Source organism: Oerskovia rustica, from assembly GCF_014836555.1.
Classification (GTDB): Bacteria; Actinomycetota; Actinomycetes; order Actinomycetales; family Cellulomonadaceae; genus Oerskovia; species Oerskovia rustica.
In genome coordinates this window covers 89,360-113,045 of the sequence record NZ_JACSQQ010000007.1, presented here as the reverse complement: position 1 = coordinate 113,045, position 23,686 = coordinate 89,360, and the positions used below count along the sequence as shown (strand labels likewise).

Annotated in this window: 28 protein-coding genes, 2 tRNA genes and 1 pseudogene; 18 read left to right on the top strand and 13 right to left on the bottom strand. The window is 70.4% G+C overall.

Annotated elements, in window-relative coordinates:
- Positions 1-67: 67 nt before the first annotated feature.
- Positions 68-754, bottom strand: coding sequence for a hypothetical protein (locus H9652_RS05940; RefSeq protein ID WP_138824139.1), 687 nt, complete (start codon positions 752-754; stop codon positions 68-70).
- Positions 755-909: 155 nt separating this feature from the next.
- Here H9652_RS05940 and H9652_RS05935 point away from each other — a divergent pair, with 155 nt between their 5' ends.
- The 7 genes from H9652_RS05935 (at position 910) to H9652_RS05905 (ending at position 8,172) form a co-directional block, all read left to right on the top strand.
- Positions 910-2,022, top strand: a complete 1,113-nt coding sequence (locus tag H9652_RS05935; RefSeq protein WP_191795469.1) for a PucR family transcriptional regulator — start codon at positions 910-912, stop codon at positions 2,020-2,022.
- Positions 2,023-2,240: 218 nt separating this feature from the next.
- Entirely contained in the window at positions 2,241-3,275 is a 1,035-nt protein-coding gene (locus H9652_RS05930) for an ACP S-malonyltransferase (protein ID WP_191795426.1), read from the top strand.
- Positions 3,272-4,279: a beta-ketoacyl-ACP synthase III gene (locus H9652_RS05925; RefSeq protein WP_191795425.1), complete on the top strand. Its 1,008-nt coding sequence runs from the start codon at positions 3,272-3,274 to the stop codon at positions 4,277-4,279. Before H9652_RS05930 ends, H9652_RS05925 begins: the two co-directional genes overlap by 4 nt.
- 138 nt (positions 4,280-4,417) lie before the next feature.
- On the top strand, positions 4,418-4,666 hold the full coding sequence (locus H9652_RS05920; RefSeq protein WP_030151686.1) for an acyl carrier protein: 249 nt from the start codon (positions 4,418-4,420) through the stop codon (positions 4,664-4,666).
- Positions 4,667-4,777: 111 nt separating this feature from the next.
- The gene (gene fabF / locus H9652_RS05915) at positions 4,778-6,022 is read left to right on the top strand and encodes a beta-ketoacyl-ACP synthase II (RefSeq protein WP_030151685.1); all 1,245 of its coding nucleotides are present in this window, start codon (positions 4,778-4,780) and stop codon (positions 6,020-6,022) included.
- A gap of 204 nt (positions 6,023-6,226) precedes the next feature.
- Positions 6,227-6,985, top strand: a complete 759-nt coding sequence (locus H9652_RS05910; protein ID WP_191795424.1) for a DUF5819 family protein — start codon at positions 6,227-6,229, stop codon at positions 6,983-6,985.
- Entirely contained in the window at positions 6,982-8,172 is a 1,191-nt protein-coding gene (locus H9652_RS05905; protein ID WP_191795423.1) for an HTTM domain-containing protein, read from the top strand. The genes H9652_RS05910 and H9652_RS05905 overlap by 4 nt, the downstream gene beginning before the upstream one ends.
- A gap of 62 nt (positions 8,173-8,234) precedes the next feature.
- On the opposite strand, the gene H9652_RS05900 is transcribed toward H9652_RS05905, so the two are convergent.
- The 6 genes from H9652_RS05900 to H9652_RS05875 form a co-directional block, all read right to left on the bottom strand.
- The gene (locus H9652_RS05900; protein WP_138824133.1) at positions 8,235-8,735 is read right to left on the bottom strand and encodes a DUF3145 domain-containing protein; all 501 of its coding nucleotides are present in this window, start codon (positions 8,733-8,735) and stop codon (positions 8,235-8,237) included.
- 304 nt (positions 8,736-9,039) lie between these two features.
- The gene (gene def, locus H9652_RS05895; RefSeq protein WP_030151681.1) at positions 9,040-9,525 is read right to left on the bottom strand and encodes a peptide deformylase; all 486 of its coding nucleotides are present in this window, start codon (positions 9,523-9,525) and stop codon (positions 9,040-9,042) included.
- A gap of 33 nt (positions 9,526-9,558) precedes the next feature.
- Positions 9,559-10,374, bottom strand: a complete 816-nt coding sequence (locus H9652_RS05890) for a DUF1206 domain-containing protein (protein ID WP_318244002.1) — start codon at positions 10,372-10,374, stop codon at positions 9,559-9,561.
- 193 nt (positions 10,375-10,567) lie between these two features.
- On the bottom strand, positions 10,568-10,918 hold the full coding sequence (locus H9652_RS05885) for a DUF488 domain-containing protein (RefSeq protein WP_191795422.1): 351 nt from the start codon (positions 10,916-10,918) through the stop codon (positions 10,568-10,570).
- Positions 10,919-11,135: 217 nt separating this feature from the next.
- Positions 11,136-11,543, bottom strand: a complete 408-nt coding sequence (locus tag H9652_RS05880) for an ImmA/IrrE family metallo-endopeptidase (protein ID WP_191795421.1) — start codon at positions 11,541-11,543, stop codon at positions 11,136-11,138.
- A 10-nt stretch (positions 11,544-11,553) separates the two neighbouring features.
- Positions 11,554-11,943: a helix-turn-helix domain-containing protein gene (locus H9652_RS05875; RefSeq protein WP_191795420.1), complete on the bottom strand. Its 390-nt coding sequence runs from the start codon at positions 11,941-11,943 to the stop codon at positions 11,554-11,556.
- A 96-nt stretch (positions 11,944-12,039) separates the two neighbouring features.
- Between H9652_RS05875 and H9652_RS05870 the strand changes: the two genes are divergently transcribed.
- From H9652_RS05870 to H9652_RS05840, 7 genes are all read left to right on the top strand, one after another.
- Positions 12,040-12,276, top strand: a complete 237-nt coding sequence (locus H9652_RS05870) for a hypothetical protein (protein ID WP_191795419.1) — start codon at positions 12,040-12,042, stop codon at positions 12,274-12,276.
- A gap of 62 nt (positions 12,277-12,338) precedes the next feature.
- Positions 12,339-12,623 (top strand): hypothetical protein, encoded by a 285-nt coding sequence (locus H9652_RS05865; protein WP_191795418.1) that lies wholly within the window; start codon positions 12,339-12,341, stop codon positions 12,621-12,623.
- Positions 12,620-12,991, top strand: a complete 372-nt coding sequence (locus H9652_RS05860; protein WP_191795417.1) for a WhiB family transcriptional regulator — start codon at positions 12,620-12,622, stop codon at positions 12,989-12,991. Before H9652_RS05865 ends, H9652_RS05860 begins: the two co-directional genes overlap by 4 nt.
- Positions 12,992-13,080: 89 nt before the next feature.
- Positions 13,081-13,383 carry a hypothetical protein gene (locus H9652_RS05855; RefSeq protein ID WP_191795416.1) on the top strand — a complete coding sequence of 101 codons (303 nt, stop codon included), beginning with the start codon at positions 13,081-13,083 and terminating at the stop codon, positions 13,381-13,383.
- A gap of 303 nt (positions 13,384-13,686) precedes the next feature.
- Positions 13,687-14,001 carry a hypothetical protein gene (locus H9652_RS05850; RefSeq protein WP_191795415.1) on the top strand — a complete coding sequence of 105 codons (315 nt, stop codon included), beginning with the start codon at positions 13,687-13,689 and terminating at the stop codon, positions 13,999-14,001.
- Positions 14,002-14,087: 86 nt separating this feature from the next.
- Positions 14,088-14,876 carry a peptidoglycan recognition protein family protein gene (locus tag H9652_RS05845; RefSeq protein WP_191795414.1) on the top strand — a complete coding sequence of 263 codons (789 nt, stop codon included), beginning with the start codon at positions 14,088-14,090 and terminating at the stop codon, positions 14,874-14,876.
- Positions 14,876-15,229, top strand: coding sequence for a hypothetical protein (locus H9652_RS05840; RefSeq protein ID WP_191795413.1), 354 nt, complete (start codon positions 14,876-14,878; stop codon positions 15,227-15,229). The genes H9652_RS05845 and H9652_RS05840 overlap by 1 nt, the downstream gene beginning before the upstream one ends.
- 271 nt (positions 15,230-15,500) lie before the next feature.
- Here H9652_RS05840 and H9652_RS05835 read toward each other — a convergent pair.
- Positions 15,501-15,574 (bottom strand) — tRNA-Ile (locus tag H9652_RS05835).
- A 63-nt stretch (positions 15,575-15,637) separates the two neighbouring features.
- Here H9652_RS05835 and H9652_RS05830 point away from each other — a divergent pair.
- From H9652_RS05830 to H9652_RS05815, 4 genes are all read left to right on the top strand, one after another.
- Positions 15,638-16,144 carry a hypothetical protein gene (locus H9652_RS05830; RefSeq protein ID WP_191795412.1) on the top strand — a complete coding sequence of 169 codons (507 nt, stop codon included), beginning with the start codon at positions 15,638-15,640 and terminating at the stop codon, positions 16,142-16,144.
- Between the two features lie 54 nt (positions 16,145-16,198).
- Positions 16,199-16,271: transfer RNA gene (locus H9652_RS05825), tRNA-Asn, on the top strand.
- Between the two features lie 241 nt (positions 16,272-16,512).
- Positions 16,513-16,929, top strand: a complete 417-nt coding sequence (locus H9652_RS05820; protein WP_191795411.1) for a hypothetical protein — start codon at positions 16,513-16,515, stop codon at positions 16,927-16,929.
- Complete coding sequence (locus H9652_RS05815; RefSeq protein ID WP_191795410.1) at positions 16,926-17,342, top strand: FlgT C-terminal domain-containing protein; 417 nt, start codon at positions 16,926-16,928, stop codon at positions 17,340-17,342. The genes H9652_RS05820 and H9652_RS05815 overlap by 4 nt, the downstream gene beginning before the upstream one ends.
- A gap of 20 nt (positions 17,343-17,362) precedes the next feature.
- Here the strand turns inward: H9652_RS05815 and H9652_RS05810 are convergent, their stop codons facing one another.
- From H9652_RS05810 to H9652_RS19655, 5 genes and pseudogenes are all read right to left on the bottom strand, one after another.
- On the bottom strand, positions 17,363-18,628 hold the full coding sequence (locus tag H9652_RS05810; protein ID WP_191795409.1) for a tyrosine-type recombinase/integrase: 1,266 nt from the start codon (positions 18,626-18,628) through the stop codon (positions 17,363-17,365).
- A gap of 217 nt (positions 18,629-18,845) precedes the next feature.
- Positions 18,846-20,174 carry an ApeA N-terminal domain 1-containing protein gene (locus H9652_RS05805; protein WP_191795408.1) on the bottom strand — a complete coding sequence of 443 codons (1,329 nt, stop codon included), beginning with the start codon at positions 20,172-20,174 and terminating at the stop codon, positions 18,846-18,848.
- Positions 20,175-21,204: 1,030 nt separating this feature from the next.
- On the bottom strand, positions 21,205-21,594 hold the full coding sequence (locus H9652_RS05800; RefSeq protein WP_191795407.1) for a hypothetical protein: 390 nt from the start codon (positions 21,592-21,594) through the stop codon (positions 21,205-21,207).
- A 1,057-nt stretch (positions 21,595-22,651) separates the two neighbouring features.
- The gene (locus H9652_RS05795) at positions 22,652-23,035 is read right to left on the bottom strand and encodes a hypothetical protein (RefSeq protein ID WP_191795406.1); all 384 of its coding nucleotides are present in this window, start codon (positions 23,033-23,035) and stop codon (positions 22,652-22,654) included.
- 255 nt (positions 23,036-23,290) lie between these two features.
- Positions 23,291-23,686, bottom strand: a pseudogene (locus H9652_RS19655) (DNA primase); the annotation flags it as partial.

The window sequence follows — 23,686 nt, the reverse complement described above, 5'->3', positions numbered from 1 at the left end:
CTCTCGACGCGGCGGCCCCAGGGGCTGCCGGGCGCTCGGGTGAGCGGCGCCGTCGGGCGTGCGCGGGCTACGTGCCCGAGCGGTGCTGCTCGGCCTGCGCGATCGCGAGCGTGAGCTCGGACTGCAGCGGCGCGACGAGCGCCGCGTCCGGGTGCATCGCGAGCGACGCCAGGTGGTGCTTGGCCTCGAAGATGCGGTCGGCCTCGATCGCGGCCAGGACGAGCTGGCGGCCTGCGGCGGGCGTGTGCTCCTTGGCCCGCCAGTGGCCCACCCCGAGCCCCAGCGCCTCGACCGGCAGCCCGGCCTCGCGCAGGATCTCCATGCTCTCGGCGAGCGCCAGGCCCGACGGGTCGCGCTCGGCGGCCGTCGCGAACCGGCGCAGCGCCGCCTCCTGGTCGTCCTCGAGCGAGAGCCTGCCCAGCTCGACGAGCGGGTACCACCCGCGGGGGTGGCCCGCGAGCTCCTCCGCGAGCGCCCAGACGGCGAGGTCGGCGGCGCGCTGCTTCTCGCTCTCGTCGGCCGGGGCCGCGAGCGGGTCGGCCGACACGTGCGACTCGGCCGCGCGCCGTCGGACGATCTCCGCGAGCGCCTGGAAGGCCCGCTCGTCGTTGGGGTCGTCGACGAGCATCGCGCGCAGGGCGTCCTCGTGCACGGTGTCGCCGCGGCGCTCGGCGCTGGTGGGACGGCGCGCGCCCACGGTCGACGCCGAGGACGGGCGTCGCATGAGCTGTCGGAGTCGGGGCATCAAGGCCATGGATCGACACTAGCGGCTCCGGTGCGGCTCGCCCCCGGAAGATCACACAGCGCAGGTCCAGGTTTTGTGGACTCCCCACAACGACGCCGTATGCTCGGGGCGTGCCGATCACGGGGAACACCGACAACCTGCAGCGACTTCGGGACGGCAGCGGGATGCTCGCCGCCGCCGCCCTGCGGCGTCTCGACGAGGATCTTCCGTGGTACCGGGCGCTGCCCGCCGATGACCGCTCGTACGTGGGGCTCGTCGCCCAGTCGGGCATCACCGCGTTCGTGACCTGGTACGCCAACCCGGCCTCCCCGCCGCACGGCGTCAGCGAGATCTTCGCCGCGGCACCCTCGGAGCTGACGCGGTCGATCTCCCTGCAGCACACCCTCCAGCTCGTGCGGATCGTCGTCGAGGTCGTCGAGGCGTACTCCGACCGCCTCGCGATCCCCGGCGGCGAGCGGGACCTGCGCGAGGCGGTGCTGCGCTACTCGCGCGAGGTCGCGTTCTCCGCCGCCGAGGTCTACGCGCGCGCGGCCGAGGTCCGCGGCGCGTGGGATGCCCGCCTGGAGGCCCTGATCGTGGACGCGCTCATCCGCGGTGACGGCGACGACTCGCTGCGCTCGCGCGTCTCGGCCCTCGGCTGGGGCGGGCAGGGATCCACGCTGGTCATGGTGGGGACCGCGACGTCGGCCCTCGACGACCTGCGCACGGCCGAGCTGCGCCGCGCGACCCGGCGCGCCGCCGGGGACGCGCTCGTCGGGATCCACGGCGACCGGCTCGTCCTCGTCCTGGGCGGGGCGGGCGACCTGCAGGCCGCGGCCGCCTCGCTGCTCCCCCGGTTCGGTCCCGGACCCGTCGTCATCGGTCCCACGGTCCCCTCGCTCGACGACGCCGCCCGCTCGGCCCAGGCCGCGCTCGCCGGCCTGGCTGCGGCCCCCGCCTGGCCCCAGGCCCCGCGACCGGTCCTCGCGGACGACCTGCTGCCCGAGCGCGTCCTGACGGGCGACACCACGGCGCGCCGCACCCTCGTCGTCCAGGCGTACCGTCCGCTGCTCGAGAGCACGGGCGCGATCCTCGAGACCCTGTCCGCGTACCTCGGCACGGGCCGCTCGCTCGAGGCCGCCTCACGCAGCCTGTACGTGCACCCCAACACGGTCCGCTACCGCCTGCGCAAGGTCGCCGAGATCACCGGCTGGGACCCGCTCGACGCGCGCGAGTCGTTCGTGCTCCAGGTCGCGCTCGCCCTCGGGCAGCTCTCCGCAGGGCCGTCGGGGCGCTGAGGGGCGCCTCGGGACGGTGTACGGCGCCGCGAAGGCCGGGCGCCGGGACCGGCGGCCCGCGGCGAGCGCGTCTCGCGGTGGCGACGCCTCGCGGTGAGCGGCACCCCGCAGTGAGCGGCGCCGTCGTGCGTCTCTTGTAGGTTCGGCACAAACGGCCTGGACAAGGTTGGTGCGCGTCGTGACGTCACGGCGGGTGACCTGGTTGACACAGTTGACGGGTGCTAGCCGTCTTGTGCCCTGGACAGGGCTCCCAGTCCCCCGGAATGCTCGCCCCCTGGCTCGAGCTGCCCGGGGTCCCCGCGCAGCTCGACGCGTTCTCCGCCGCGTCCGGCCTCGACCTGCGTGCCCACGGCACCGAGTCGGACGCCGACACCATCCGTGACACCGCGGTGGCCCAGCCGCTCATCGTGTCGGCCTCGCTGGTCGCGCTGCGCGCGATCCTCGACGGCCGCGACACGTGCGAGGTCGCCGACGTGACCGCCGGCCACTCGGTCGGCGAGTTCGCCGCCGCCGCGGTCGCAGGCGTCTTCGAGGACGCCGCTGCGGTGGGCCTCGTGACGGCCCGCGCGCGCTTCATGGCCGAGGCCGCCGCCGCGACCCCGACCGGCATGGCCGCCGTCGTGGGTGGCGACGCCGAGGAGGTCCTCGCCGCGATCGAGGCCGCAGGCCTGTGGCCCGCGAACGTCAACGGAGGCGGCCAGGTCGTCGCCGCGGGCTCGCTCGAGGGGATCACGGCCCTGGGCGCGAACCCGCCCGCCAAGGCGCGCGTGATCCCGCTCCAGGTCGCGGGCGCGTTCCACACGCCGTTCATGCAGCCCGCGCTCGACGCGTTCGCCCCGGTCGCCGCCGGGTGGGACGCCACGGACCCGCGTCTGCCGTTCCTCTCGAACGCCGACGGCGCCTCGTACGCGAGCATCTCGGGTGCGGAGTCCGGTGGCCTGTTCGGGGTCAAGGAGGACGTGCTCTCGCGCCTCACGGCCCAGATCGCGGCCCCGGTCCGCTGGGACCTGTGCCAGGAGACGCTCGCGGCGCTCGGCGTGACCGCGATCCTCGAGCTCGCGCCGGGCGGGGTCCTCACGGGCCTCGCACGCCGCACGCTTCCCGGTGTCGAGACGGTCGCGGTCAAGTCGACCGCGGACATCGACAAGGCCCGTGACCTCGTCGCGCGCCACAGCGACGCCGCGGGCACCTCGGCGGCCGCTGGTGCCGACGACGCTCCCGGCGGCGCGGTCGCCGGGGAGACCACCGCGTGAGCGCGCTGACCATCCGTCAGGCCGCAGGGGCCGAGTACTCGCGCGTCCTCGGCATCGGCGGGGTCCGCGGCGAGAACGTCGTGACGAACGACGACCTCGCCGGGCCGATCGACTCGTCCGACGAGTGGATCCGTCAGCGGACCGGCATCGTCACGCGCCGTCGTGCGGGCGCCGGGGTCGACGTGATCGACCTGGCGGAGGCCGCGGCGCTCAAGGCGATCGCGGCCGCGGGCCTGACGGGCGCCGACATCGACGCGGTCCTGTTCGCGACCACGACCTACTTCCACCAGACGCCCGCCGCGGCGGCGGTGCTCGCGGACCGGATCGGCGCGACCCCTGCGGCCGCGTTCGACGTCTCGGCGGCGTGCGCCGGCTACGCCTACGGCATCGCGCAGGCCGACGCCCTGGTGCGCTCGGGCGCCGCACAGCACGTCCTCGTGGTGGGCGCTGAGAAGATGAGCGACTTCGTCGACCCGACGGACCGCTCCATCTCGTTCCTGCTGGGCGACGGCGCAGGCGCCGCGGTCGTCGGCCCGTCGGACACCCCCGGCATCGGCCCGACGATCTGGGGCTCGGACGGCGGCAAGGCTCCCGCGATCCGCCAGACCCACGCGTGGTCGGACCTGCGCGAGCACCCCGAGCTGGGGTGGCCGACCCTGCGCCAGGACGGGCAGACCGTCTTCAAGTGGGCCGCGTTCCAGATGGCACCGATCGCCGAGAAGGCGCTCGCCGCCGCCGGCGTGACCGCTCAGGACGTCCAGGCGTTCATCCCGCACCAGGCCAACATGCGCATCATCGACCAGATGATCAAGCAGCTCGGCCTGCCCGAGTCCGTCGCGGTCGCCCGCGACATCGCGGAGACCGGCAACACCTCGGCCGCCTCGATCCCGCTCGCGACCGAGCGCCTGCTCGCCGAGGGGCTCGCGAGGTCGGGAGACCTGGCGCTGCAGATCGGGTTCGGCGCCGGGCTCGTCTACGCGGCGCAGGTGATCGTCCTCCCGTAGGGGAGAATCATCCTGTCCGTCCCCCGGACCGTGCTCCCCGCGGTCCGACCAGGTGCGGGCGACGCACGACCTTTCCACCGTTCCACAGCAAGTTCCCGGTGCCGGACGGCCCCGGCACCCATCACAAGGAGAAACCCCATGGCTTACACCGAGCAGGAAGTCCTCGCTGGTCTCGCGGAGATCGTCAGCGAAGAGACCGGCCTCCCCACGGACGCCGTCCTCGCCGAGAAGTCCTTCACGGACGACCTCGACATCGACTCGCTGTCGATGATGACGATCGTCACGCACGCCGAGGACAAGTTCGGCGTCCGCATCCCCGACGAAGAGGTCAAGAACCTCGCGACCGTCGGCGACGCCGTGTCCTTCATCACGGGCGCGCAGGCCTGATCTTCTGATCTGCGCCAGGTCCCGCGGACCTGGCGGGTGCGGCCCGGGGGGCGACTAACCGCGGGCCTGCCCGCCCCCCCTTCTCTTCCCCCTCAGACACCTGGAGCTGCCATGACCTCCCTCCGCGACGTCGTCGTCACCGGCCTCGGCGCCACCACGCCGCTCGGTGGGGACGTGGCCTCCACGTGGGCCGCCGCCCTCGCCGGGCAGTCCGGCGCTCGCCCGCTCGAGAACGACTGGGCCGAGCGCTACGAGATCCCGGTGACGTTCGCCGCCCAGATCAAGGTCAAGCCCGAGGACGTCCTCCCGCGCCCCGAGATCAAGCGCATGGACCCCTCGACGCAGTACGCGATGATCGCGGCGCGCGAGGCCTGGGCCGACGCGGGCAGCCCCGAGGTCGACGGCGACCGCCTGGGCGCGGTCGTGTCGTCGGGCATCGGCGGCATCTGGACCACCCTCGACGGCTGGGACACCCTCAAGGAGCGCGGCGCACGGCGCATGCTGCCCATGACCGTCCCCATGCTCATGCCCAACTCCCCCGCCGCGTACGTCTCGCTCGAGTTCGGCGCCCGTGCCGGTGCGCACGCGCTCGTCTCGGCCTGCGCGTCAGGCGCCGAGGCCATCGGCTACGGCATCGACATGATCCGCGCGGGTCGCGCCGACGTCGTCGTGGCCGGCGGTACCGAGGCCACGATCCACCCCATGCCGATCGCCGCGTTCGCGGCCTCGCGCACGCTCTCGCTGCGCAACGACGACCCTCAGGGAGCCTCGCGCCCCTACGACGTCGACCGTGACGGTTTCGTCATCGGCGAGGGTGCGGGCGTCGTCGTGCTGGAGAGCGCCGAGCACGCCGCGGCCCGCGGCGCACGCGTCTACGCCCGGATCGGCGGCGTGGGCCTGTCGGCCGACGCCTACCACATCACCTCCCCGGACCCCGAGGGTCGCGGCCAGGTCGCGGCGATGACCCGCGCGCTCGCCGAGGCGCAGGTCGAGGCGCGCGACGTCGTGCACGTCAACGCCCACGCGACCTCGACCAAGGTCGGCGACCTCACCGAGACCCGCTCGATCCGGACCGTGCTGGGCGACGACGCGGACCACGTCCTGCTCTCGGCGACCAAGTCCATGACGGGCCACCTGCTGGGGGGTGCGGGTGCGCTCGAGACCATCTTCACCGTCAAGGCCGTGCACGAGCGCCTGGCTCCCCCGACGATCAACGTCGCGCAGCCGGACCCCGAGCTCCAGGTCCCCCTGGTGCGCGACGTCCCGGCCGAGCTTCCCGCGGGCGACATCGCCGCGATCAACAACTCGTTCGGCTTCGGTGGGCACAACGTGGCCCTCGTGGTGACGAACGCCTGACCCTCGCCTGGGCGTGAGCCCGGAGACCTGACGACGCCCGGCGGCGGGATGGACCTGGTCCTCACCGCCGCCGGGCGTCGTGGTTCTCGCGACGTGCGCCTCGTGGCGTGCGCGAGGTAGGTCGGGGATTCCGTGGAATCGTTAGCACCGGTTATCATTCCCCGAACGCGGTCGTCCGGGCCGTCCTCGATGTGGAGGTACACGGTGAGCTCCGCGGGTTCCCGCACGGTCGTGCAACGCACCGCCCTGGTCGTCGTGGCCGCGCTGGTCGCGTTCCACATGTTCTCGACCTTCCTCTGGGCCGCGCCCACGTCGGCGATCAACGACAAGGCCTCTCCGGTCACGTCCAAGCACATGTACCCGCTGTTCGCGCAGAACTGGCAGATCTTCGCGCCGGACCCGCAGTCGGTCGACCTGCGCGTGTGGGTGCGCGCGACCACCCAGGACGCGGCAGGCGTCGAGACCGTCTCGGAGTGGGCCAACCTGGGGGACGTCTTCAACGAGCAGGTCCGGCACCAGATCCTGCCGACGCGCACCTGGCGCATCCCGGTCAGCATGAACCGCTTCTACACGACGTCGTACAGCGCCCTCGAGGGCCAGCAGCAGGCCGTCGTCCACTCGGACCACGTCTCGGCCGACGGCACCAGCGGGCGCCAGGACCTCACGCGGGCACTGCTGGGGACGGGCATGAGCGTGAGCGGCATGGACTCGTACCTGCTGTCCGAGGACTCGCTCTACGAGTTCGGCACGCTCGCCGCCATGGACCTGTGGCCGGGCTCCGAGCTCGTCGCGATCCAGATGAGCACGTCCACGCAGGGCGTCGTGCCGTTCGAGCAGCGGCTCATGCCGGGCATCCAGCGCCCGGAGGAGCAGTTCACCCGGCTGGGCTGGCGCGACCCGTCGCCGGTCACCCCCGAGGCCCGCGCGGGCTTCAGCGGCGTCTTCGGAGAGTGGGTCTCATGAGCAGCGACACCGGCGCCACGGGCACGACCGGCCTCTGGGCGAGCGCGACCGGTTGGGTGCGGAGCACCTGGGCGGCCGGCGAGTCCTGGATGCTCGACTCCCGCAAGGCGTCCTACGGCGTCGCGGTGCTGCGCATCGGCTTCGGCCTGATCATCGCGGTGCAGCTCGCGGCCAACTGGGGCGACCGCAGCCTGGCGTGGGGTGCGGGGCGCACCTTCGCGCAGGGTCGGGTCGAGGTGGACGAGTTCCCGTCGTGGCTCGACACGTTCTTCAACGGCTCGGCCCCGCCCTGGGCGTTCGACCTGCAGTACCTCGCGCTCATCGCCCTCTCGGTGCTGCTGGTGCTGGGCTGGCGCTCGCGCATCGTCATCCCGGTGCTGCTGGTGCTGTACATCGCGCTGTTCCGTACCAACGCGTACATCGGCGACGGCGGCATCCAGCTCATGCGCATGGTGCTGCTGTACATGGTCTTCGTGGACACGTCGGGCAGGTGGTCCCTCGATGCCCGACGGCGCCGCGCGGCCGAGGCGGCCGGCAAGCCCTCGCCCTCCGCGTCCTGGGCGTGGCTCGCCACCCTGCTGCACAACGGGGCCGTGGTGCTCATCGCGTTCCAGATCTTCGTGGTCTACGTGGCCTCGGCCATGTACAAGATCCAGGGCGGGATGTGGCAGCACGGCACCGCGATCTACTACGTGTTCCAGCTCGACGAGTTCTCGACCTGGCCCGCCCTGACCGAGGTCATGGGGCGCTCGGGCGTGCTCGTCGCGATCCTCAGCTACAGCGCGGTGTTCGTGCAGCTCTTCTTCCCGTTCCTGCTGCTTCGTCGCTCGACCCGCATCCTCGCCCTCGTCGCCATCACGGGCATGCACCTGGGGATCGGCGTGCTCATGGGCCTCATGTACTTCTCGATGACCATGATCGCCATCGACGCCATCTTCATCCGGGACGTGACCTACCAGGCCGTCGAACGCCGTCTGGCACCCGCGCTGCGGCGCGGGTGGGACCGCGTGCGGCGGCGGCCCGGCACGCCGCAGGCCGCCCCTGTCCCACCGGGCGGTGACAGCGTCCTCCAGCCGGTCGGCGCCGTCACGGGCCATGGCTCGGCCAGCACGGACGACGAGGAGGGCTCGTCGTCGTCCCGCCCGCCGACGACTCCCCCGCGAACGACGATGCCTGCCGGTTCCTAGTAGCCGGCAGGCATCGGGCGACGGTGAGGTCGCCAGGTCCCCCGTGGGGGGTGAGAAGAGGGTCAGCCCACGCGGTGGAGCCAGCGCACGTTCGAGTCCTCGCCCGCGTGCCGGAAGGGCTCGAGCTCGTCGTCCCACGCCTTGCCGAGGGCCAGGTGCAGTGCGTCGCGCATGGCGCGGTTGTCGTGCGCGACCTCGAGGGCGGCTCGCACCCGGTCCTCAGGGATCATGACGTTGCCGTGCACGTCGGTCACTGCGTGGAAGATCCCGAGGTCTGGGGTGTGGGACCAGCGGGCGCCGTCGGCCCCGTGGCTCGCGTCCTCGGTGACCTCGTAGCGCAGGTGGGACCACCCGCGCAACGCCGAGGCGAGGCGGGCACCGGTTCCCTGCACGCCCTGCCAGGCGAGCTCCGCCCGGTAGAGGTCGCGCGCAGCAGGCTGCTCGGTCCAGTCCAGCGTGACGCGCACGCCCAGGACGTTCCCGGCAGCCCACTCCAGGTGCGGGCTCAGCGCCCGGGGCGCCGAGTGCACGAAAAGAACACCGCGTGTGATGGCACCAGTCATGTCTTTCCTCCCTAGGTCGAGGTTTCGTCTTCCCCAACGTCCTCACCAGGGGTGGATCATCATGCCTGATCAACCAGCGGTATACGAGCCATATCTTGCCTGAGAGTCGACCGGATCGCGAGGGGAGGACTCCCCATGGCAGTTCTCGCCTCGCTGCGGTAAGGCTCCCCGGCGCGCCTTTCTGCCCCTATGCGGTCGCGCCACGCGACAGTCGTGCTCGCTCGGGACGACGCGGCGTCCCCCTCTCCGCGGGGCCCAGCGCAGGGCTGGGCTGGGCCGGGAGAGGGGAACGCCGTCGTGCGACTCAGAGCTGGGCGCGCATCTCCCGCATGGCCTTCTTGCGGACGGCCCGGTCCAGGCGGTCGAGATAGAGCATGCCGTCCAGGTGGTCCGTCTCGTGCTGGAGGCAACGAGCCATGAGCTCGGTCCCCTCGACCGTGATCTCGTTGCCGTCGAGGTCCATACCGACGACCCGGGCGTACCAGGCGCGTCGCGTGGGATACCAGAGCCCGGGGACCGACAGGCAGCCCTCGTCACCGTCCTGGATCTCGTCCGACAGCTCGACGATCTTCGGGTTGAGGACGTAACCGATCTCGTCCTCGATGTTCCACGAGAAGGCGCGCAGGTTGACGCCGATCTGGTTGGCGGCCAGGCCGGCCCGGCCCTCGTGGTCGACGGTCTCGACCAGGTCCGCGACGAGCGAGCGCACCCGGTCGTCGATGGTGGTGATCTCGTCGCACGGGGTGCGGAGCACGGGGTCCGGGATCACACGGATCTCTCTCATCGCCATGGGCGCCATTCTTCCATGGCGCCCGTGGCCGTCTCACATCCGTGCGTACCGGGCACGGGCGAACGAGTACACGCCGTAGGCGGCAAACCCGACGCCCGTGGCGGCCAGCAGGAAGGCACCGAAAGGCTGGTCGCCGATGGTCCGCAGCGCCGCGTCGAGGCCGCTCGCCTTCGCCGGGTCGGCCGTCACCGCGGCGGCCACCACGAGCGCCCCGAGCACGCCGAGCGCGATCCCCTTGGCGATGTACCCGACCCGCCCGAGGACGACGACGGCATGACCGACCTGGCCGCCGGCGTTGCCCTCGAGGTCCTGGAGGAAGCGCTTCTTCCAGCCCTTGACCACGTGGTAGACACCGGTCACGACGATGCCGACCCCGACAGCGCCTACGAGCACCCTGCCTGCGCCGTTCGAGAGGAGCGACGCCGTGAGCGTGTCCTGCTGCCCCCCGCCGCCCGCCCCGCTCACGACCTGGAACGTCAACGCCCCCAGCGCCAGGTAGACGACGGCCTTGCCGGCGGACTTCGCGCGGAACGCCGACCGGTCCTTGGCGTCGCCGCTCGTACCGGCGATCGCCTCGAGGACCTGCCAGAGTCCGAGCGCGACGAAGGCGACGACCGCGAACCAGAGCACGACCGCTCCCCCGGTCGTCCCGGCGATCTCCTGGAGCGCGCCCGTCTGGTCGGCCTCTCCACCGCCCGATCCGGTCGCGATCCTCACCGCGATGATCCCGATCATGATGTGCAGCAGACCGCTGACGGCGTAGCCGGCGCGGGCCAGGACCCGCAGGCCCTTGCTCTGCTGGAGCCGCTGGGCGGTCCCTGACGTGGTGCGGTTGGTACCGGTGGGCACGATGCTTCTCCTTCTTGTCGAGCGGACGTGGCATCGTGTCACGACCTGGCGCCGCTCGCTCGCCGAACGTGACGATCCGGGCCTCCGGGAGGTATGGGACGTTTCGTGACCCGTCGGCCGCTGGTGGGGCCCTGGAGCCGCTCAGGCGAGGCAGCAGGGGCTGGTCGCCGGTGCCGGTGGTGCCGGCGCCCCGTCAGGCCCCCGTCACCAGGTAGTCGCGCAGCACCACCGCCTGGTTGTCCTGCTCGTCCTTGGCGCCGTACAGCAGGGTCACGACCGGGTGCTCGGCGGCGATCGCCCGCAGGTCGTCGACCGCCGGGTTCTGGTCGAGCTCGGCGCGGTAGCGCGTGACGAACTCGTCGAACAGCGCGTGGTCGTGGTGGAACCAGGTGCGCAGCGCGGTCGACGGCGCTACCTCCTTGAGCCACACGTCCACCTGAGCACGTTCCTTGCTCAACCCCCGCGGCCAGAGCCGGTCGACCAGGACGCGGCAGCCGTCGTCGGGCGTGGGGTCCGCGTAGACGCGGCGGATCTGCAGCACCATGCCTCCCATGGAACGCCCGGCGAGGTGTCGGCGCGCGGCGAGCCCTCGGCGGGAGCCGCCGCGACGACCACGGACGTCGAGCACGTGCTTCGTGCCGTCGCCCGTCACCTGCACCCGGGCTGCGGACTCGGCGGCATCCCTGCTGCCGTGCGGTCGGCGCACCATCGATGCGGGGCCGACCGCACGCCGTCGGCTGCGACGATCAGACGGGGACCTGTCAGCCGAACGCCACGAAGCCACGCGGGACGCGGTGCGCATTCGCACGCCAGGCACGCCGCCAGGCGTGGATCATCCGGGCAGGGACGCCCAGCTCACGCGCGATCAGGGTGACGTCAGGCCCGTACATGCGCTCCGCCTGGGCATACTCCCTGGGGCCGAAGAGCAGGTTCGCGGCGTACTCGTCGGCCTGCCACTCCTGCCTCGACTCACGAGCCCCGACCATGTGGACGTGGCGGTGGACGTGATGACCGCACTCGTGCGCGAGAGCAACCCTCTGCAGCAGATGCGAACGGCTCTCGTTGATCACCACGACGCCGTCCTCTCGGATGTGAGCATGCCTGGCCCCGAGGTCGTCGAAGAGCACCTCGAGACCCAGCGACTCCGCGTGCTCGATCAGGTCGTACATGTCCACGCTCCTACGGTTGCTCCTCGTGGCTCTCCATCTCGGCCACCAGGTCCTCTCCGTCGTAGTCCTCCATCGCCGCGATGACTCGCGGTTCGGCGACCGTAGTACCACCTGCCGCAGGCCGCGAGGGGAACGCGTGCACGGTCGCCTCGAGCGCCGGCCGGTCCCTCTCGGCTCGCGCGAGGATCACCTCGGCACGCTCGAGGATCTCGTGAGGGTGGATGTCGAAGGCTTCGGCGAGCTGCGCCACCTGAACGACCTTGATCTCGCGCTCCGCCTGGAGGACGCGCATGAGCGAGCGCTCCGGGATCCCCGCCCTGGCGGCGAGCTCGCGAACGGTCAGCCCACTGATCGCCCGCTCCGCCGCGATGGCACGGGCAGTTGCCTCGTTGATGTCCATACGGGCAGCGTACCTGTTCGATCAGGCAGCGCCAGTGCCAGGAACACGGTCACGCCCATCTTGCGCACTGCCCAGATGGGCAGTATGGTTGCCACTATGGACAGCAACCACTACACCTCAGCAGTGGCCGCCAACATCGAGACGGCTCGACAGGAGACCGGACTGACGACGCTCTCGCTCTCCGCGTCGTCGGGCATCCCCCTCGTCTCGCTCGACCGCAAGCTCCACCAGCACGGCGACTTCACGGTCCGCGAGATCAAGGCGCTCGCCAGCGCGCTCGGCACCACCACGCTCGCACTCTCCACCGTCCAGGACCTCACGACCTCCGCCTGAACAGACCCCCAACACCCCCGCTCCGAGGTACGCCACGGACGAAGAGACCAGGAGCCTTCGCCATGCCCATCTCCCTCACGGGCTGGGAACGGCGCATCCGGACGTTCGCCGGCGACCACGGCATCGACCTGGGGCGCAGCAAGACCCAACGGCTCGCGCTCAGGATCCAGCGACGCGCCGAGCAGATGCAGCACGTCGACCCCGACGACCTTCTCCGCTCGGTCCTCGGCTACCGCGACCCGACGGGCGAGGCGGCCGTCCGGAACGCGCTGCGCGACCAGGCGCACGACGCGGGTCTCCACCAGCTCGACCCACCACGCGGCCACGACACCGAGGAGGACCGATGACCGACCTGCGCGCCACGTCGCTCGCCCGAACCACCGGACGGCTCTCGACCCGCGAGCCCGCCGAGTGGCGCCTGGACGCGACCTGCCGAGGCTGGGACCACGCGCTGCGGGGCGACCCGTGGCACCCGGCCTCGGAGCACCCGACCGCCTACGACGAGGCCCGCCGAATCTGTGGCACCTGCCGTGTCGCCACCCCCTGTCTCGACGAAGCCCTCGCGGCGGAGTCCCGCAGCCCCGGCGCCCTGCGGTTCGGGATGTACGGCGGCAGGACACCGAGCGAGCGCGCGAGCCCCAGCCTGCCAGGCGGCGATGCCGGACCAGCGGACACCGGTCACGGCGAGGAGCGGACAGGTCCGTCGGCAGCATGACCGACCGCACCGGCCGGTGCGCCCCGTCCCCGCCCGCACGGGTCGCCACGGCCACCCGCCCACCCCGCTCGACGAACAGGAGCCCCGCCGTGACCGGACCAGACCCCTACCTCGACGCTCGTCGCCTCTCCTTCCTGTCCAACGCCGTCCCGGTGATCGCCGGGCACCTCGGCATCGTGCTCGACCGTGACGGCAACGGTGCCGCCGTCCCCGAGGGCGCGACGCTCGTCGAGGGCGTCGCGGCCCTGATGTACGCCCGTCACACCACGGACCCCCTCGGGCACTGGGACGACCTCGGCCCCCTGCGCCGCGCCGCCTGGATCACCACGGCCGAGGCCGTCGTGAGGCTCGTCGCACCTGTCGAGGCCGAGGCCGAGGGAACCGGGCCGTGATCGTTCCGTGGCGGTCGGTGCCCGCGGCCTCGACGGCCCGGTCGGCCCCGCCACCCGACCGGCGCCGACCCCGGGCCGACGTCGTCGGGCATGCTCGCGAGCACCCGTGTCTCGACCGTCCGAAGAGCACGCCTGCGTGCTCCTGCCGCGACGAGACCTCGACCTGGCGCCACGGCGCCCGTCGTCCGGATCCTCAGGACCGGCGACGGGGCTCGCCCCCACCTGTCCTGCACCCGACCCGCCGAGGAGGTACGTCATGCGGTGGAGCTGTACGCCCTGCGAGGCGATCGGCACCGATCGACCATGAACGCTCCCGAGCACCGGTCGGCCGATTCCGCCCCGGTGACCCTCGCCCGTCTCGAAGGCAAGATCGACGCTGCGCTCGCCGCGCAGACGGCGCGACTCGAGGAGCACGCGCGCCGCCTGGACGCCACCGACCGGATCACCGCCGCCCACTCCGTGAGCATCGGCGACCTCGAGAGGAACGCGGCGGCCGGGACCAGGGCCGGAACGTCCGGCTGGACCGTCGCCTCGGTCGTCGTCTCCTCGATCGTCGGGCTCGGGTCGCTCCTCGCGGTCCTGGTCACGCTGGTGCGCGCCCTACCGGGTGCGCCCTGACCTGCCCGGCTCCCCTGCACCTGTCCGTCCCACCCGTCGGCCCCGCACGCGATCGTGTCGGGGCCTTCGTCATGCAAGGAGGAAACATGCCCGTCTACCCAGGTGCTGTCCAGCGCCTGATCCCGCACGCGAACACGGAGAACGTTCGCGCGACCGTCCGCAACCGCATCAACTTCCACACGGCCGTCAGCGACGCGTCGTCCCTGTATCCCTACTTCTCCCAGCCCGGAAACCCCTGCTCGCACTTCTACGTCGCCGAGAACGGCACGGTCGAGCAGTACATCGACACCGCCTTCTTCTCGGCCGCCGACTATCAGGGCAACGACGCGACCATCTCGATCGAGTCGTGGGACGGGCACGGACGCGTCTGGACCACCGGCCAGCCACCTGCGTGGACTGCCGCCCAGGTCGCCGCCCTCAAGGCCTTGTCCACCTGGATCACCCACACCCATCGGACGATCCCTCTCCGGCTGGCCACCGACTCCCGGGTCGGCGAGAGCTCCCGTGGTCTGTCCTGGCACCGGCTGGGTGTGGAGTCCTCTCCCCCGTTCCGCCCCGGCTACCGGGTCGACGGCGGCCAGTACTACTCGACCAGCGTCGGCAAGACCTGCCCCGGCGACGCACGCATCGCACAGATTCCCGGCATCCTCGCCGCGATCCCCCCCGTCCCGATCCAGCTTCCCGTCCAGGAGGACAAAATGGTTGTGATTCTCAACAAGGCCACCAACGCGGCGATCATCGTCTCCGGCGCCCGCTCGGCACCGATCATCGGCTGGGACCAGTACGTCGCGCTCTCCCAGACGCTGCCCACCGTGCAGGTCTCGGCGGCGCAGTACGCCGCGGTCGTGGCGGCCTTCCCGCTCACGACGGCGTGATGGGCACGCCCCCGATCGCCGAACGCGTCCCCGGCTACCTGCGGACCTACGTGCCGGTCCTGTGGGGCGCGGTCGTGGCCGTCGTCCTGCGCGGGCTGCTCCCGCACCTGCCCGGCGACGTCGGGACCGCTCTCGGGGACTGGCTCTCGTCCGAGGCGACGCTCGCGCTGGTCACCACCGCCGCGATCGCCGCCTGGTACGCCCTGTGGCGGTGGGCCGAGCCCCACGTCCCGGACTGGCTCACGCGGCTCGTCCTCGGCTCCGCGCAGACCCCGCTCTACGGCGGCCGACACCGGGCTGCCGCGAGCACCGGGTACGCGTCGGTGACCGCCGAGGCGCGGCACCAGGCCTGACCCGCCGGCACCGGTCCGTCCGGGTTCGGCATGCGCAAGCATCCGACCACCGGCGAGTGCACGATGCAGAAAGGCACTCACGTCGGGGCGCCGTCCGGCGCGCCGATCTGGGCCGCCAGCACAGGGACGGCCGTCCTCGACGGCCTCGCGGCCCGCGACCGAGCCCCGCCCTCCTCGGAGGGCGGGGCTCTTTCGCGTCTCGTCGCCGCAGCCCGGCTGCACGGGAGGCCCCGGTCGGGGCCCCTGTCGGGTTGCCCAGCACCAGGACGAGTAGGGCAGGTGGGGCTTGAACCCACGACCGGCGGATTATGAGTCCGATGCTCTGACCGACTGAGCTACTGCCCCTCGGCGGACAAGCGTACCGGCAGGCGGGCGCCGGACGGGCGCGCGGGCAGTACCGTGTCTGGCATGGCTCTGTTCGCCCGTAGCTCCCTGCCCGACGACGCCCGCAGGTCCCTGCGTCTCGCCCCGAAGGACGCGGTGCTCGCTTCCGCGCAGCTCGTCGGCGGCTCGTGGGCGGTCGCGACCCGCACCGTCCTGGCCACGACGGGGGACGCCGCGACGTCTCGCCCGTGGTGCGACGTGGACAAGGCGGGCTATGACCCGGCCACCGCGTCGATCACGGTCGAGTGGGTCGACGGCGCCGCTCCCCTGGTCCTGCACCTCGCCGACGCCAAGCGCACCGCCCTGGCCCAGACGGTCCGTGAACGGGTGCAGTCGTCGGTGGTCCTCGCGGAGGTCGTGACACTCGGTGGCGGGCGCACGGCCAAGGTCGCCGTACGCCGTGACAGCGACGGCTCGCTCTTCTCCCAGGTCGTCGCCGAGGCAGGCGTGGACCTGGACGACGCCCGGACGCGGGCTGTGATCGACGCCGCGGAGGACCGGGTCCGATCGATGTCCGGACTACCCCTCTGATGCTGATAGAGTTTTCTCCGGTCGCCCAACCGGTGAAGATCGGTGGGTGAGCGGTCCCGCGTAGCTCAGCTGGCAGAGCATCCGACTGTTAATCGGACGGTCGTAGGTTCAAGTCCTACCGCGGGAGCCGATAGCCCCGGAATCTCCATGATTCCGGGGCTTTCTGTTTGCACCAACATCGCGCTTCCCCATTGATTGCCACCTCAATGGCCACCGCACCGCTGGCTGGCCAACGCTGGGGCCCTGGGCCCTGATGCGGCAGATTCCGGCCCGTAGGCAGTACTCTTCGACGTGTGGCAGGGGTACTCGACAACGCGCGAAGGTGGGCAGGCAGCCATCCACATGCCGTCGGTGGAGGCCTCCTTCTGGTGGCATCAGTCGCCGTAACCGTCGTGCTCGCGCTATGGGGTGGCGGTGACGGGGACCCAAGCCGCGCCGAACTGGGTCTCTTCGCTCTCCTAGCGGGTGTGTTCCAGCTCGTGGGGGCCTGGCTCTTCGGGCGCGATGACCGAGTCGACAGCAGATACGCTCGCCGAGCGTTCAAGCGCCTCGCCTCGCTCGCGATCCGAGCAGAGATCGCCACCGAACTTGCAGAGTCCGCATCGGTAAGGGGTCGATCTGCCGTTGACGTACGAGACGCCGTGGGCGCGCTCAGCCGCGACCTGAGCACTCTGCAGGAAGGGCTGATCGAAAGCGCCGAAGACTGGGCCGAGGCACTGCCACACGTCCGAGATCCAGAGGACCGAACCGCGTCCGCAATCAAGAAGAATCCGGAGCAGCCATGACGGAGAGGATCACCGGACGAGTCGTTCGGGTCATCGATCGAGAGCGACTAGTCATCAACCGAGGCGCCGAGGACGGCGTGCACGTCGGGATGCGGTTCGCGATCCTCAGCCCCGTGACGATAGACCTTTCTGATCCCGATGATCCCGAGCGTCGACACGAACTCCCTGTAGCCCGAACCGTGGTCAAGGTCACCAGCGTCGAGGAACAATTCGCTATCGCGCAGACCTTCCGCACGGTCAAGTCAAGCGGCGTGTTCGGCAACCTCACTGCTCCTTCCGAGCGACCCGAGAGGTTGGACGCAGCTGACACGGCAGTCGACGAGATCGACCCGGCCGAGCGCACCGTGAAGGTGCGGGACTCCGCACTCGAAGTCCTAGAGAACGGGTTCGAGGGAGTCGTTCTGCCCTTCTGATGCCGCACGCGTTGCGCACCCTAGAGGTGCTCCGCAGCCGCTCGCGCGACAGTCTTCCTCGATGCATAGAGGTCGGTCGTAGTCTTGGTCGCCACGTGACCCAGCTGGTTAGACACGTCACGGATCGGGACGCCCTTCTGCAGCAGGATCGTGCCCACGGTGTGACGGAAAAGGTGCGAGCCCTGGCCCTTGGGCAGCGTCACGCCTGCCGCTTCGAACACCTTCCGGATCTCCTTGGTCGTGTTGGGCACGTCCCGCAGGGTCGTGCCGCCGCGTGTCCCATACGCGGGCGTCGGGAACACAACTCCCAGAGGGTTGTTCCCTTGACCCACACGCCGCTCGAGCAGCCGTGACGCGACGGCCGCCGGGAGGGTGAGCGTGCGGTCGAACGACTTCGTCGACCCGTGCTCTTCTATCCGGAGCCCCTCCCCCTTTACCCGGACGACGGTGTGCCCGCCGATCTCGACGGTGCTGGCGTCCAGGTCCACTCGCTCCCACGTGAGAGCGAGGGCCTCCCCGATGCGGACTCCGGTCCCGTTCAGAAAGTGCAGCAGGTCAGCGAGGTCGCGATGCTGCCAAGCGGGCGACGCTGCCGTAGCGAGCACGGCGTCGATCTCTGACGCCGTCAGGTGGCCCTTCTTCTCCTTCTCGATACGTCGCACGGCCTTCGTCGGCGCTTGGACCCGATCGGCCTGCCGTACCGGATTGACCTTCACGGCGTCGTTTCGTACCGCCAGCTCGAACATGCCACGCAGCACGGTACGGGCGGTCTTCGCAGATCCTCGGCCCCTGCCGGTCTCCGGGTCGATCAGGCCGGACAGAAAGTCGTGCACGGTTCCTGCGTTGACCTCTCGCACCTGTAGTTCTGCGAGCACTCCGGGCTTGATGTGCCGATCGAGCGTGAGTCTGTACAACTTCAGGGTCTCCGTCGACACCTGCCCGGCCCGCTCCACGTGGGCGCGCCACAGATCTGCCAGGTCAACTACGAGCGTCGTGGCACGGATGTCGGCCGTCGTGGGTGCGTGACGGTCAGCGAGCGCCGCCAGTAGCGCTGCGAGAGCCTGCTCTTTGCGGGCCCCCTGCCGTGCCACCTGGCGCTTTCGTCCATCCTTGTCCCGGACGTTCGTCGACGCCAGCCAGGCGTCGGGTTTGGCCGGGCGACCTTCCCGGTCGCGATGCGTGTTCCCGACGCGCGCGAGTCGCTCAGGCTTCCCGCCGGGACGCTTACGAAGCGCCGTGTAGGTGATGTCCCCGTGGCTCCCTGGGGCGATCCGCTGTCGTGCCATGAGAGGGACGATACTGGAAATCAGGTGGATTGGTAACTGGTTCTCGTGGCCCGCGGCAGGGTGCTCAGGTGCCCACGTAGACCTACGGAAGCCGCCATCCCACGGTTGGGCTCCAACGGCCGTCTAGCGGCCGTACAGGGGCGTCTACAAGCGTTCTGAAGACTGTCAGTGCGACGACATTCAAGATGCGCCACATGGTGCCCGAAAGTAGCGGCGGTCACTCCGCCTTCACGTACGGGTGGCGCTGCGGATCACGCGCGAGTCTTGCCTTCACGTCAACAGCTGGCGTCCCCAGCTCGATCGCGACCCAGGCGCGGACGACCATGACGCTCGAGCGCCAACCGTTGAGCACATCGACCGGGTCCGGCTCGGCGCGGTTGGCGTGCTTCAAGCCGTTGTACGCCTTCGCGGTGTCGGCGGCCCATGTTGGGCCGTCGAACGGGAGGCAGTCGCCTAGATCGGCAAGGATACGGTCGAACCGCTCCCTCAACGTCGCACTGCCTGCGACCCGTTCTGACTTTCCGTCACGGACCAAGAGCAAGTATCCAAGGGCTTCCAGGCCCGGCCCGGTGTGCGCGAGCATCGTGCTCGGCGACGCCTTACGAATATCGAGGCTGGTGATCACCGGATCAAGCGCTCGAGCGAAGGAGTTCCGCAATGCGATCCAGCACCCGATCCCCTCCTCCTTCAATTCCGCGAACCTCAGCAGGTGATCGCGGAACCCGGAGGGGGGAACCGCAGGGCTATCGTCAGGAACGATGACGTCCCGCCATTGCTCGCCATGCTCCTTGCCGTCCATAGTTCGCAGGGGGTCATCCTTGTGAAGGACGCGACTCACGACGCACGACTCCGCATGCCAGCGTGAAAGCACGAGGAGATCGCGGATCGCGCGATGGAGCTGCTGGTGCTCGTCCCAGGCGAGCGGGTCACCGCCTCGCGTGACGCAATGGACAAGGTCGTGGACAATTCGACGGTCTCCGCCGTCCTCGTGAGCGATCCGCCAGCCCGGTCTGAAACACAGTGAGACGCCGCCGTGCTCGCCCAGCCCGATGTCGGGTGTGTGCTGGGAGCGGAGGCGCGCTCTACGGTGACCGTCCGCCCGGTCGAACTCCTCCTGCCAGGAGGTGATTCCGAGCCAGGCGCGCAGCCCGGAGATCTCCGTCTGCATCCCGTGTGGGCGCTCAAAGTTCACGTCGCCGTCCACACCCATGATTGCCGCACGGGCCCACAGCGTCCCGCTGCCTGGGCCCATCACGTTACTGTGGAATCCTCGAGGGAAGCAGCCGACGAGTAAGACAGAACCGTGTGAGTCATGGAAAAGCACGCGCTTCGGCGCTGGTAGAGGATCTGGCCGCGGCGGAATCTCGATCCGACCGCCATCCCGGAGAAACCACTGCGCGTACGGGCTGTCTGGGTCTGACCAGGGAACGGTAACGCTGATACCTTTCTCAGACCGGTCGAGGGTGACCTTGACTTCTGGCGTGTCTTGGTTGAAGTCGATGAGGTCGCCTACGCGACGAATGCCCATCTCCAGCTTGTTCGCCACTGGCTCCGCCTCCGCTCGCCGCGATGCTCTCCACCTGCGGCGCAGATAGGCTCGCTGGGCCGTAGTATAGGTGATACCACGGTCGTTCCCAGCCCGACGTCGCGTATCCGTGGAATTCCCCATCTCTCGAGGAGACGTCCCGCGGCTGCTCGACCACGAACAGTCGATCGGGTTCAACAGAGGCATGGGTAGAGTCGATGCGAGCGGTACGGAGCGGACGTCTCGTAAAACGTCAACTGACTGTTGACAAAGCGAACGACAGGCACCTCCGTGGTGGGTGCCCATCGTTCGTTGCGCCCGCTACAAATCAGGCCGCCAGGGTCAGCCCTCGGTACTCACATACCGGCGAACAGTACGCCCCCCAGGTCCGACGGCGGAGCGGAATCTTGGCCCCGCATCCGGGGCACCTGCGCTCGAGCACGGGCGCATGCTCACCATGGTCGGGGCATGCCCCGGGGAAGTACTTGCACGGGCCCTTGGGTATGTCGTGGCCGCATCGCGGCTGGTGCCACTCGCATGTGTGCCGGGACCGCCGGCAGAGGGTTCCCTTCTTCGTGGGCATGTCGCACGGCTCGCCGTGGTAGCGGCACGTGCGGGCCGGATAGCGGCATCGCCGACCGCTCGGCGTCGAGCCCTCGCACTTTGTGTCGTCCATCAGAGTTGACTCCGTTCCGCGCGCCGACGGCGCGCATGAATCTGCCGTGACCAGCAGTAGGACCCAGGCCATGGGGAACGATGACCTGCAGTCGCCAAGCCGCGAGCTTGGCGTCACGGTGTGACTAGTTGCGGCCCCGACCGACGGAGGGGCCGATGTCTGCATCGACCATCGGGCGGCCGTCAGGCCGCCACGTCATCCATGTCCAATACCGCGTCCACGCTCGACGGCGTGGACGTCCTCTCGATCAGTCCATCGTCTCGGCAATGAGAGAGGTTCAGAGAGGCGATGACCAGATTCCCTTGGAATCTCAACGGTCAGGATGGCAGGTCCTGCACCGTCGAGGTCCAGATCCTGGACCCCTCAGTGGCGGAATCATGCCGCTGGGCGGTGCAGATCCTGCACCCGCGCCCCTTGCTGTCGCGTGCGGTTTCGGCAGATCAGGCACGCCACGTGCGGCGAGCCCTTCACCTTGAGGTTGGTACTCACCCCTGCAGGCAACACCAGGCACCTGCCCCACGTGCCGGCGCCGAGCAGGCCGTACCGCACCGCGTCCTTACGCCAGCGCTTCACGGAAGCCATCGACGGCGAGAAGAGCTCGCCCGTCCTCGTGTTGACGATCTCCAGCGCCTCCGCCAGGTCGCTGTCGGTTCTCGGGACGTGGCCGTTGCCGGTGACTGCCCCGTACGCCATGGCCGCCACGCGCACTGGTCCGGGCGCGTCCGGCGTGCGCGCGATGTCCCGCCAGTGGTCCAGCATGTGCATTGCCCACTCGTTCTGTACCGGTATGTGCCCCACGGCGAGCCCCCTGCTCTCCCATCTTGATCATCACGGCCCCGTCGTCCCGCTCAGGCAGGGATCTTGACGACGTTTCGAGTCTCGTACGTCTCCACGTCCCCGAGCCGGTACCGGACGATGCCACCGAGCTTGACGTACAACGGACCGACCTTCTCGCACCGCATGTCGGCCAGGTGCTTCCCCCCCCCCCCCCCAGCGGGACGCCAGTCCCGTCGGGGTGAGGATCGGGTTGGATATCTCGATCACGGTGTTCGCATCGTTCGTCTGCACACTTGCCTCCGGGCATGACTCATCGGGCACCACGCTTGGCGTGGCGTTCCCCACGGTGACTCCTGGGGACAAGGATCAACCTAGTGAGAGGTACGCGTTTCACCCCCCCCACTTCGAGAGGGGCTCGCTCCGCAGCGGTAGGCGGCCACGCGTCGGGGAGGCACGGCCCCCGACCCTGAACGAGCGAGAGTTCACGCGACGTCCCGTCGCCCCGCGTCAGTCCCAAGCGCCCGAGCAGGAACCGCATAGGTCCGGCAGATCGACAACGGGCGTGGCCCGTGATCAGTGCTCGTCACCGATGACGCTGAGACCGTCGAGAGGCGCTACTGACAGCACTGGAGGATCGTGCCGGATGCGGGCGTCTTGCCTTGACCCGGAGTTGCTTAATGTGACCCCGCGGTAGACCCAGGGACTGTCCTCAGCGGTGCGGCGTGGTGCCCATGCCCGTCCTCCCCTTGCCACCTGCTTCCACGTCTTTGCCACCTCTTTGGAGCGACTCATCACGGGAAACCAAGGATCCTCACCCGACCCGCAAAGCACCCGTCTTAGGACTCTGACCTGGCACTTCGCGGCTTCACGCCTCACCGTAGATCATCTCGAGTAAGGTGCACATTTACTCGGACGGTCGTAGGTTCAAGTCCTACCGCGGGAGCAGGACACGAGGCCCCTGGCCTGCGGAGACGCAGACCAGGGGCCTTTTGCATCTCGCCTGGACCGGGGAGCCCAGACCGGCCGTCCTACAGCGATGTGACGCTCATCGCACGGCGCCGGACGCGTGCTCGAGACCGGTCGGGCGCGCCTCGGGGCCTGCCGCTCCAGGAGTGGACGGCTCGACCCGTCGGGGCATGATCGCGACGCGGAACGCGAGGTAACGGTCCATGTTGGCGACGGCACGGTAGGCACCCAGCAGGAAGGCCACCGCCCCGAACAGGGCCCCGAGCCCGCTGGCGGCGGCGAGCACGGCGGCCGCGACCGCGGCGGCCGGGTTCGTGGCGTAGAACGTGGCGTAGTCGGTTCCGCCCAGCCCGACGGCGAGGGACGCGCCGAACAGGACCTGGGCGGCGGCAAGCGCTGCGAGCCCCGCGACGATCAGGGCGGCACTTCGGTCGATGACAGGCACGGCGACGGCACGGGACATGGTTGATCTCCTCGGATGAGCTGACGGTGCGGGATCTCCCGCGTGGTGCCGGCCGGCGGACACCATCCTGGTCCGAGTTCGGCGCCCCACGTCGGTCGTCCACAGCCCCGACCTCACGTCCCGGTCGCACGACGAGGCTGACGTGCGCCGACGCCGCGCGGGCACCGTACGACAGGCGTCACCGTCGGCGACCAGGTGCGTCACCTTCGGCGGGCGCGTGCGTCACCGTCGGCGACCTCGCGTGCCCTCAGGTCCTCAGACCCGCTCGCGCAGCTCCCGGCGCTCCTTCTCGACCGACAGCAGCTCGGCGAACGCCGCACCGTAGGCGTCGGGGTCGGCGGCCGGGTCGAGGCGCTGCAGGCGGCTCTTGGCGTCCGCGACGCGTCGCGTGAGGCCCAGGTCCACGAACGCCTTGATCACGCCCTGGACGTACCCCTGGATGACGTTCTCGCGGTCCTCGGGCAGCGGCGCGACCGCGAGCTGGTTGACGATGCCCCGCACGGTCTCGGGGGCCTGCTCGATCACGTGCTCGACCCACTGCCCGGCGGGGTGCGCGGCGGCGCCCGCCATGCCCCCGGCAGCCCGGACCGCGTCGTGCACGGCCCGCCAGGCCGGCGTCGCGAACGCGGTCTCGGAGAACGCGTCGAACTC